This is a genomic window from Ruegeria sp. CJ6 (assembly GCF_056536665.1).
Window position 1 is genome coordinate 436,189 of the sequence record NZ_JBQFQB010000004.1, and the last position, 11,049, is coordinate 447,237.

The following is an 11,049-nucleotide window of genomic DNA, read 5'->3' on the forward strand; positions in this document are numbered from 1 at the left end:
CCCCTCAAACAACCTTTGAAGCTGAAGAGCATGCACTTGTGACGACGTCAACGCCTTAACATCCTAAGATTCAAATTGGGCTTGACCCAAGGTTCAATCCGTAATCCCGAACAACTCACAATGGCTGCTGTGGCACGCCCGTAGTTGCACCCCGCAAAAAATCGTTTTCGTTTTCTTGTCGTGAACACGCGTCCTTTAGCCAAAAGGATGCAGCACGACCTTTAGATTCTGGCTCCGATCACTATGGCAGCGGCATGGCCCCAAGCGACGGCTTGTCATCGTTGAGGGAGACACCCCACCTGCTCCAATTCCATCGCGCCATGACTATCTTTGCCGCGACGATGGTGATGATCGGTCAGCTGCCATGCGGTGCCCCTGCGGTTGTGGAGATGATCTCTTTGGGTCTTGAGGGATCCTCCAATATGGCGGAAAACAAAGAAAATTCACAGATCTGAGTGCAACATGCCTATAAAAAGCGAGATATTGCCCGACAAAATCGATGACAGCCTGGCGGATGGTCTCGCCAAGGAACTTTTCAATGATATTGCGGCGATTACAAAGAAGGGGTTTGGAAAGCCTGTAATGACAGCCGGGACAAATTCGAAGGCTATGCGAAAAAAGAGCTGTCAGAAACTTTTGGCAGCTTATGGACCTTTAGTGTTCGACAAAGTAGCTACACCGGATTTTTCAACATTGAGGGTGATGCATCTTTGTCCGGGTATATTTGCACAATCCCAGAAAATGTTGAATGTATCCGTAGACACCATTCAACTCAGGCGGCTTAACCGCGTAGCCTACTTTGGGGGCGTCAGCGGGTTGGAGGTTGACCAAGGCGGGAGTGTTGGGGCGATTTCTATGCACGCCGTTGCACGAATGATCCAAGACGCAAGGGTCCGAACTCCGAGGGATCTCATGGCGGTCGCCGGCAAGGCTTTGAGCTGGGGAGGGGTTGCGAATAAATCCCATCATAAGGGTGCTTTCATGGTGCCGGTAGAGACGGGGCTGATTTGTTGCGGGACAGTGCTTCCAGTAAGCAAGGTAAAGGGAGGACCTAAAGAGGCGCGAGGTGTTCTCGTTAAAACCTTTATAGGACACAGCCGGATGAAGCTTCGATACAAGGAGACTTGGCAGAGGTTGGTTGATCTTGGTGGTATGGAGCACACCCCACGAGCCATTGTCAGAAAGGATTTCCCGGGTGAAGCCATCAGGGCTTTCGAGGCTATGGCTAATGCGGGGCGCCGATGGGAAGAGCGCCAGCCAGAACCAAGTCAAGGCAAGCAATTTTAAGATTAACGTTTCTGTCTAAATCCACCTTCGGGAGCGAGCTCAACGGGGCCCTCGTTGGTTCGGGCAACAAGAATGACGCAAACGGGGCCTCGGATACCTCATCGTTCAATTAAGCCAATCCAAAATACAGACTAAAGTTAGACGGGTCGCCTACTGGGTGAGCGTGTCCCTTCTGCATGAAAATCAAAACTACATTGAGAAAAGCGTGATATCAGATGCTTGCCACATGTCGGCCCAACGAACGCCGTTAATTCAAGAAGCGCCTGACTGCGACCCGCAGACTACCCGCGGCACGCTCTCGTATTGATGAGCTGTTTCTTCTTCCACTCTTTCTATACAGAACTTTATCTGCACCTATGGACGCAGTTCCCAAAACTCTAAGTGCCCCCTTGTTTTCCTACTCATTCCCGGTCGCGTGGCTGGATCCTCTCCGTTTAGGAGACGAGTTAAGTCGCGCACGCCGGCAGCCTTGTCGAACACATAAGAATGGCGGGTAGCAAAGCTGAATTTTTGATACCATCGAGCAGGATCGATCAAGGAGGCATCAACGGCAGTAATATCTGGCTCAAGATACATGTTGGATTGATCCGCAAGACCCAGTCGCTGATCCCGGTGGAGCTTTTCAGACAGGCCAAGCGGGCGATCATGTTCGGAGGAATAAACTGTAATTCGACTGGCATAGCTTGACAGTGGTGCTGCCGGATCGAAGGGTGTTTCTTCCTTCTGTTTGAAAAAATCCATCGAAACATCGGCAGCGGCAAAGATGATTTCGTTGAATTTCGTCTGACCGGGGTCGATGCCACGTTCAGGAAGGCCGGCAAGATATTTTGCGAGCAACCGGCTTCCCATGGAATGGGCTATGAAATTGACCCTCCCGGCATCGACTGTCTCGGTCAGATTTTTCATAAAAAGTTTGAAATTCTGGTCCGCAGTGTCGGTTGAGGATTCGTCGTATCCATAACTTAAGAGTTCCCCATCACTGGGCCAAGTGTAACTGATAACGATGGCGTCTCGAGCGATGTCTTCCTGAATTGCCGCGCCACGGCGCATACTGTCTGCGAAAGAGTTGTTATACCCGTGAACAAAGACGACGATCTGCCGCCCGTCATTTTTTCTGAGCTCTTGTAGGAAGTCGTTTTCGGTCAGCGGGTCAAGCCTTTCTATGTTGGACACATCTTCCAGATCATCACCATATCTACGACGGTCTTTGAGGCTGACTCTGGCAATTCCGTAATCATGGCCGCGCAGGCGGCGGACTGACGAGTACGCAGTTTCCGTTTGCTGCAGATCAACGAGCTCCCGGTCCGTTGCGAATAGCAAATCGACATCCGCCGCTGGTCTGGGATCTGACAGTTCTGGCGGCGGCGCAGCTTCCGCTGCAGCGTTGGCAAAGGCAAGATTGATGAGATTCCGTTCGACTGGGCGATCATCTGGAATGGCTGCCAAACTTGCCTCCCGCGCAGCATCGACATCGACTGCCGCCCAAGCGTTGAATACGGCTCCGCGAGCAAGGCTTTGAGTGCGGAAGGTCTGTGCCTGGAGTTGAAGCTGATCGACGAGCCTCTCGCCTGTTCTTTCGGCAGCTCTGGCGAGATGATGCTGGTCGGGAAATGGAATGTCCTTCCATCTCTTTTCGGTGATTAGAACGGCATAGAGCGTCGGGACATATGTCCTGTCGATGTAGTGGGTAACCACGTCTGCGAAACCGGCTGCAATTGCTCTGTTGTCAATAGGCACGGCACTTGAATCGATTGACCCAGTTTGCAACGAGTTAAAGACCTCTCCGAATGGCATGGAAACCGGGGCGGCGCCGAGCGCAATCAGGGTATCACCCTCGTTGCGAGTCCCCTGAAAGACTTTAAGTCCTTGGAAGTCGCTTGCTTCGAGAATTGGGTTCTGTGAGCCGAAGATGGTGGAAGAAAGGTGCCAAAAATCAAGCACACGATAACCCTCACGCTCCACGTCAGCTTTTTCATAAGCGCCAACCTCGGAATTGATGGCTTTGCGGACTTCGATCGCATCTTGCGCCATGAAAGCCTTGAGTAGCGGTGATTGGGCAAGAGCTGGGACGTTGGGGAAGGACACGACAGCGATATCGATGAAGCCGGAGTCGAGAAATTCAAGCAACTCATCTTGTGGAGCGATGTTTGGCAGGAAGGACAATGTCACACCGCTATCTGCATCATCAAGCTGATTACCCATCTGTTGGATGGCTGCTGATGCTGCATCTCCGACGGCGGTGATACTGTATTCATCGGCGAAAACAGCAGATGATGACCAAAAAAGAAAAAAAGTGAGTGTGCGGCAAATGAAGTTTCTCAAAATTATCCTCAAAGATGGTCTGCAACGTAACGCTTTGGAGTAGTAGACCACAGATTGTGCGAATTGGCATCAATGTGTCGAACGCCCAATACTTAGCCTGCTGTTTGGTACCTTTTTGCCCCAAGCCGGAAACAAAACTTCGTTGTGGGTGCGACGATTGATGCAACAGTTTGGGAAATGGGACTTTCGTCGCTGAAATTATAGTGCCGCGGGGCCAAGATATTCGTTCATTGGTTTTCTTGAGGGCTTCTTGATGTCGGTCAGTGTCGGACCCGCCCATGTTTGTTGATGTCTCCCCTCCCATGAGACCGGTATGAACATTAGCTCGAAGTGGAAAGGTTGCTTTGTTGTGCCGACTCCGTCGTAGGGACTCTTCACATCGAGTTCCATGTTGCTGAACGCGGTGATTTCTCAGTTCTGCCTCAGCCTTCAATTTATGACCTCATCGAACACGAAAAGTGGTCGCTATGGCACTATTGTCTTGGATGTATCGCCATCGAAAACAGATAAAGTTTGGATATTTGAGCTTCGCTCCACGGAGCAATTTCGGTTCCAAATTGCCAAATTATGTGCTCCTTCCGAAAGCCGCGTAGAAGGATATCGAATTCCGTCAAAACCTGAGTCTCGGGCGCAATCAGCCACGAAACGCGAAAAGACATACGCAGGCTTGTTGTATCCCGTGGTATCGCTCGGCGTACTTAGAAGCGCAGAAAACACCAGTGCGTTCAAAAGCTCTGTGTCGTCTTCATTGGATTCAATAGGATCTACCAAATCCAAGATCTTGATTTCTTGGTCTACACAAATCTCTGCGGCTGCACACGGTTCCTCGCGCAGTTCGTGAAAGCAGGTTTCCACGCAATCCGCCAAATAAAGTACCGGTATTCCGGCATGATTGTATCGTCCTTCACCTACGAATTCAGGCGGAGGAAAATCAAACTCCTTGTTGGAATAACTTCTCAAGCCCGCAAGACTTCTACCCCGAAACATTGTTTGATCAAGTTTTTCTACTGGAGTAATTTTTGCACGTTGTTGGATGCATTCAAACACATCCGAGGCGAACCTGTTCTTTAATAGTAGGAAGGGCGTATCTCGTGCCAGAACGCTGATGGAATTTATGGACTCCTCAAAGTCCTTGGGAACATTGAATGGTAAGTTATAAGGGTAAAGTAGATAGCCCAGTTTTCCATCGCACCTTGGGCAAGGCAGTTCCGTCACGAGACGTTCAAACTGCTCAAGTGTAAAGTGTTCTCCAAGACGAGAACCTTCGTAGAAACAGTCTAATGGAATTTGATTTCTTTGGAATTCATAGTCGTCTGCAACGTCTGCCATTGGCCAAGTCTTGAGGAAGCTCTCATAGCATTTGTCGCAGCAAGCGATATCAGCGTTAAACCATGAATCAAGTTCTTCAATGAAAACTTCCTCAAAAAAATCTTCGTCTATTGGATGCGGGGGAGTAGCCAAATGCATCTTCAACTCTTTCTGCTACGTTCTGCTTGCATTGATTGAAAGGGTCGTACGCCAGCAAAATGCGTAAGACCACTTGTAGTCGGAATTGCATACAATTTTAGCGTGAGCACAACACGAACCGGTATTGCTGTACCCAAACCTCTGTTTCGGACTCTCAGCTGCGCCTAAGAGCTGGAACAGATTGAGTAGGGCAACGAGCCGTGAGCCTACATCTACGGATGCCACCTCTCACCCAGTTGTGCCTCTTCATCATGTCTTTTTGCGTCCTGGTCATAGCCCGTGGCAATACTATCGAGCATGGCGGCGACCCGGGGATAGTCGTTCGATTTACGGCCTGCGAGTTCGCGGTATTTTTCGGCGAGTTCACGCTCTTGCGCTCCGCCGTCGTAAGGGCTTCGCATGGTGGTACCACGCGTATTGTATGCGCCGATCTCGAACGATCGCCTCAAGTCGGTCATGTCAGAACGGTCCAAAAACTTCAAAACAACATCTGGTAGCCAATTTTCGAAGCCGCTTTCCTTTGCGACACGGGCGAGACAGTCCGCTATGCCAGAAAGTGCCGGTCTTAGACGTCCGTGTTTCTGGGCCAGTTTGAGCATCTCGTCGATCCATTCCAGAAACGCTTTTTCATCCAGCGATCCGTCGTCCCGCGTTCCGGGAATCTGAGCCCACCCGTGCAAGATTTGAAAGGCCAAGTCAGCGCGAATGCGGAGCTGATCCGCTTCGATCTCTTCCAAATCTGCCTCTGGAGAGTCGTCGGTCCGACGGTACAAGTATCTCAATAGCCCAATATACTCGGCTGGGTTCTTTTCGAGTAGACGATGAATTGCCCACACGGGTCGATCGCTGCCTTCCCCATACGCCCCCAGCAGCTTGGCAAAGGGCCACTCCAGAGCCGCAATCTGCTCGTCCGACACCCCTGGGGCTTCGTCGAGTTGCTTTAGAATGCGCACAAGATGCCAACGATTGGGTAGCGGGCCTTCGTCCTGAGAACATTGAGCAATGTCGTTAAGAATTTCGACCCAAAGGTCCGCCGAGAGATTTTCAGGTTCGTGGCGGGCCGCCTGAAACGCGTATCGAGGCCTGCCAGCTTCCAACAGGCGCCGGATGACAAACTCTACTTCTAAGAAGTCTTCGTTCCCAAAGATTTGGATATGCACGTTCGACCAGAACGTACTCTTCACATACCCGCCAATTCTTTCTGCGAGTCGCCAACCGGCGCTACGGTTGGGAAGGCAACGACCAAGTCGTTCTTTATCCTCTTGAGTGGTCAACAGACCCTTTTCTTCGAGAGCCGCCACAACAACGGCGAGAGCTGTCTCGTCGTGGATAAAAAGTACCTGTGCAAGGAATTTCTCAGATTTCTCTGAGAATCCTGCGTCAGTGATTGCTCGGATGGCCCAGTCTATTGTTTGTTCTTGCGGTACATCCGGACCGGTAAGGACGCGAGCTGCGATATGGGGATGTTCCAGTTCCAAGGAAAACTCGTAAAGAGCATCGGCACCATAAGCTGTTTCAATTTCGCGCAATGCGTCGTGACGACGGCCCTGAACAAGCTCATCTCGTTCTCGCCAATTGATCTTTCCCGAAGCTTCATCGCTTTCCAAGGAGGGCCATTGAACGTACTCCTCCTCAAACAACCACAGGTGACGGTGGCGCAGATCTTGCGGCTGCAATTGGCCCAGAATCTGTTCAAGCGTCGGAATAACTGACTGAGCCACACCATCGTTGTCCTCTTGCTGATGCCTAAACTGAAGCTGCCCGAGTTTGGTTCGCACGACATTAGCCAGTTTAGTTTTTGCCTGATCTTCATTGTCCTTTGACCACCGCTCTACTTCGTCTCGAAGTCGGTGAAGGTCATCTGGATGTAGACAATCGACAATTTCCAAAATTGCGCGCAATTCCTCGAGGTTTAACGGGGCAAGATTAAGTAGCAATTCACTCGCAGCGCGGCGGATCTTCCAGCAATCGACGTTGGTTGCGACGTCGTACTCCCCCTCTACTGCCAACCATCGCGGCATGGTCGTCCTACTTGCAAACCTCGGACCGGACTCGATCAGTGATTTGCAAACATCAATCGCCGGAGATCGGTAGAGATGAGCCAACCGACGCAAGACGCTTATTTTGCCTTCCACGTCGAGCGTCGTCGACGGAAGCCAATCTCGAAAAATTGCCTTAGCTGAATTCGCCGGATTGTTAACGTGATTGTCGTCGACATCAAAGGCACGGAGCCGAAACAAAATCTCAGCAACCCGCGGAAAGTACTTTGGCGACCAAGCGAGTGCCTCAAGTGCCCAAAGCAATTCAACCCGGAGGCAGGATTGCGAAATCCCTGCAGCACCGACGGTACGCATAATTGCCGAGATTGGTTGATCCGGTCGAGCAAGATCAGCCTCGACGCAGTCGAGGAACGCCAAAGGTGCAGCTTCGGCGACTGCACGCAGGTGCGGACGAATACTAACCCAGGCATCTGGTGTCATTTCAGACATCAAATCTCTGACATGGCGGTCAATGCGGCCTTGAAGGTTGACGTTCAGTCTATTCCCACAGATGGCATCGCCATACGTCGCCAATATACCAAGTGTATCGCCCAAGCCGGATAGAAGGGCTCCTGAATAGGTGCGAGACTTGCCGTGTATATTCGCACACCACCACTCGTCTTCGGGCAAGTCGAGCTTCGGATCTCGCTCCCCAAGCGCATCGATGGATAGTAGGAAGAACCGATCTAAATCTGATGCTTCAATATAAGGACCAACTGCGAAGAGGGCATCAAGTTGGGAGACCGCCATCGTAACGCTGCCTATTCGTGCAAGTGGTGCATCTTCTCCCTTCGCCAATTCAATGCCCGCGCGTAAAATGTTGTCTTCAGAAGCATCGGAGAGCAGAGCCAAAAGAGACAGGTCATCTTGGTCATCACTCTGCACCCAACCACCTACAAGCGCGAAAGGCAGCAGCTTCCGAGCCATATCAGGCTCTTGTGCCCATCTTGGTAACCGAACTGCAGGATCGTCCGACAATCGCCGCCGGAGAACTGTTACAGAATGGCCAACCTCTAAAGCCAGCCGTTGAGCTTCGTCGCGGGAGAAACCAATGCCTTCGAGCTCTTCTCGGAATACGTCGGCTGCAATATGCGGAAGCTCAAGCTGTTCCCGCAGCGCGGCCTCGCCTTTCGCCATCGGGTGAATTGTTTGAAAGCGATCACGATCCAAACGCGCAGGTTTCTCCCCCTGGGGCAGGTCGAGGATTAGGATCGGCTTTGGTCCATTACCAGCACTGGGCTCCGCGTCAGGAGATGTAATAACCACCATTCGATCCAACAAATCGTTGGCATTCTCCATATCGAGGGACGCAACACAGAAGGCTACGGCCTCCTGGCGGCTGTCTGCGACGACCGGAATCGATCTGTCACCGTCACGAAGCTTTTGCATAAAAGCTTTGGCTACACCCCCACGACGATCCGCTACGAGGCGCTGCGTAACATTCGGGGATGAGGCACTGGCCCAGCTGCGGAACCAATCTTCGGGAGAAGTGATCCCAGCTTGAACGGAGCCCAACATCTCTGCGAGCCAGACTCGAGTCGCGGGAGCTTCGTCGAGCCAAGTTTCGAGGTCCACGGCGTCCCAGGCATGCACCTCGGCCCAATCGCCACGTGCACGTCGATCCTTCAACCACTCTTCCTTGCCTGGCCAACGCCGTGGGGTAACAAATACAAAAGCTTTCGAGCGCCTGGTTTCAACGTCGAGACTGCTAACGCGCTTGTCATAGTCACTGTTTGCTTTTGAGCCTGGAGACTGATCACATCCCATTTCCCAATATGCTTTGCCTTTCGGAACCCATGGCGTAGGCGCATCGGTCTCTGTCTCTCCATCCACGCCGTGTAGAGCAACGGCGTCGTTTCCTGGGAAGCGGATATAAGAAAGTCCGAGCGTGGTTTCGCGTATCAATTTGCGTACCATGACAGGGAGAAGTGACTGGGCTTCCTTTCGATCTGCCCACTGCCGGATATCGGTCTCGGTAATCAAAGCAATTTCCTTCAGAGATTTGCGGCAAAGATGAAGAAATCCGCAGTATATACAACGTCAAAATAACTGAGGGATTTGTTCAAAATGTTCCACTTCCTGAAATTTTTCCTGTATCACGCTCTTCAAGGTATCATTGTCTAATGCGCGCGATTGCCGTCCAGTTAAATCGTATCAAAGTGCAAGTTAAAAATACGCAGATTGCCAGTATGGTAAACGAAGTGCCATTTCGCGACAGCCCTGACTAAACTCTTAGATTTGCGCAGGCTTTCCAGCGAGGGTTTCGTGCACCCTGCTATAAACTTGGGTTCAAAGTCTGTCAAAACCGACTGTATAACTGTGTTTAGGTTGAGATAAGGGTTCGAGTCCTCCACGGCTCGCCATTTTTTCAGATGTTTTTCGAAACGGGGCAAGGGTACGGCCCTTATATCTGAATTCAAAGCGGTCGGTCAGACTGCACCAAGCGGGTGCATTCAGCTTTTCCCTCAGCGTTTTGGGCTGGACGTAAGGTCCAACCGCATAAACGCGCTGTTTGGATCGGCGTCATAGCCGTAGATCGGACCGCAATAGGAATATCCCAATGTTTCATATAGCTTGCGTGCTGCGTCATATTCCGAGAGATGATTTGCGCCAGTTTCCAGGACAAGTGCGGAAACGCCCTCGGCTCGGGCCAGATCGGCAAGATGGTTCATGATCACACGCGCCAATCCTCGGCCGCGCGCAGCAGCAACCACGTGCACCGATTTAACTTCGGCAGTGCCATCCGGCAGCGCCTTAAGCGCACCACAACCCAAGGGCTTACCCGCCTCATAAATAGCCCAAAAGCGAATGCCCGGCTCGCGCAGGGCATCAATGTCCAGCGTATGATTTGAGGTTTGCGGTGTCGCGTCCCAGCTATGGGCGAGATGCGCTTGAATGATCGGGCGCAGATCCTTGGCGCCGGGGTCTGCTTGGCGGATGTCGATCATTCACTGGGCCTTGTCAGTGGGTCCAGGGAGCGCGCCGGTCAGTGGCGAAATTCTCACCATAGCCGCGCGCCCGCAGGTTCGGCTTGCGCTTGTGCGGCTCGCATACCTGCGCGTCGATACCGTTGTCTTTGGCATAGTCCAGCGCCTCTTCCTTGGTATCGAACTTCAGACGCACCTGCGTTTGGGTGTCATTGGACGAGGTCCAGCCCATCAGCGGATCGACCTCACGCGCAGAAGCCGGGGCGTATTCCAGAACCCATTTGCGGGTTTTGGCCATCCCCGAGGTCATCGCGTTTCGCGAAGGCTGGTAAATCCGTGCGCGCATGTCGCCTCTCCGTACTCACTTGGCTGAAGCTGTTTATGCGTCAGAGCGCGCGCCGGGACAAGATGACAATTGTCGCGGGTCGCATGGACTGACTAATGACAGGTATTGTCATTAGTTCGGGGTAGAAAGCGCGCAGACGTAAAAGGACAGCAGGATGCTTCACCAAGAACGCCACCTCGACATCAACGCCCGACCCAATGAGATTTGGGCCATCCTCCGCCGCTTTATGCATATCGATGAGTTTGCCCCGCAGGTGATATCGGTTGATGCTTTGACTGCCGGATCGGATGGTGTTGGATCACAGCGCCGGTGTCACTTCGCGAACGGCACATCATTGGTCGAAGAGGTGACGGATTGGCAGGTCGACCGCGGCTACACTGTGCGGTTGTCGCAGGTGGCGATGCCTCTGCGCGAAGCACAGGCGGCGATTGCCATCACACCGCTGTCCGACACGCGCAGCCGTGTTATCTGTAGTATGGATTTTTGTATGAAATATGGACCGTTGGGCTGGTTAATGGGACAAACCCTGTTGAAGATCATGATGGGCCGCGTGCTGGCCGAGAACCTGTCGGCCTTGGCGGCGAAGGTTCAAACGCACCGCGACGCCCAACCCCGGACCGCTTAGCTGAAAATGAATCCAGATCAGCCCTTGCAGATGGAC

General features: G+C 52.2%; 7 protein-coding genes. 2 read left to right on the plus strand and 5 right to left on the minus strand.

The window, feature by feature from the left end; translation table 11 throughout:
- The first annotated feature begins 462 nt into the window (after positions 1-462).
- On the plus strand, positions 463-1,287 hold the full coding sequence (locus ACR0BT_RS14485; protein WP_480763464.1) for a hypothetical protein: 825 nt from the start codon (positions 463-465) through the stop codon (positions 1,285-1,287).
- 354 nt (positions 1,288-1,641) lie between these two features.
- On the opposite strand, the gene dctP is transcribed toward ACR0BT_RS14485, so the two are convergent.
- The 5 genes from dctP to ACR0BT_RS14510 form a co-directional block, all read right to left on the minus strand.
- The gene (gene dctP, locus ACR0BT_RS14490; RefSeq protein ID WP_480763465.1) at positions 1,642-3,609 is read right to left on the minus strand and encodes a TRAP transporter substrate-binding protein DctP; all 1,968 of its coding nucleotides are present in this window, start codon (positions 3,607-3,609) and stop codon (positions 1,642-1,644) included.
- Between the two features lie 465 nt (positions 3,610-4,074).
- Positions 4,075-5,076 carry an RES family NAD+ phosphorylase gene (locus tag ACR0BT_RS14495; protein ID WP_480763466.1) on the minus strand — a complete coding sequence of 334 codons (1,002 nt, stop codon included), beginning with the start codon at positions 5,074-5,076 and terminating at the stop codon, positions 4,075-4,077.
- A gap of 212 nt (positions 5,077-5,288) precedes the next feature.
- Entirely contained in the window at positions 5,289-9,098 is a 3,810-nt protein-coding gene (locus tag ACR0BT_RS14500) for a hypothetical protein (RefSeq protein WP_480763467.1), read from the minus strand.
- Between the two features lie 482 nt (positions 9,099-9,580).
- On the minus strand, positions 9,581-10,063 hold the full coding sequence (locus ACR0BT_RS14505) for a GNAT family N-acetyltransferase (RefSeq protein WP_170408263.1): 483 nt from the start codon (positions 10,061-10,063) through the stop codon (positions 9,581-9,583).
- A 13-nt stretch (positions 10,064-10,076) separates the two neighbouring features.
- Positions 10,077-10,388, minus strand: coding sequence for an ETC complex I subunit (locus tag ACR0BT_RS14510; RefSeq protein ID WP_170395965.1), 312 nt, complete (start codon positions 10,386-10,388; stop codon positions 10,077-10,079).
- Positions 10,389-10,542: 154 nt separating this feature from the next.
- On the opposite strand from ACR0BT_RS14510, the gene ACR0BT_RS14515 reads away from it, so the two are divergent.
- Positions 10,543-11,013: an SRPBCC family protein gene (locus tag ACR0BT_RS14515; protein WP_480763468.1), complete on the plus strand. Its 471-nt coding sequence runs from the start codon at positions 10,543-10,545 to the stop codon at positions 11,011-11,013.
- The last annotated feature ends 36 nt before the right edge of the window (positions 11,014-11,049 follow it).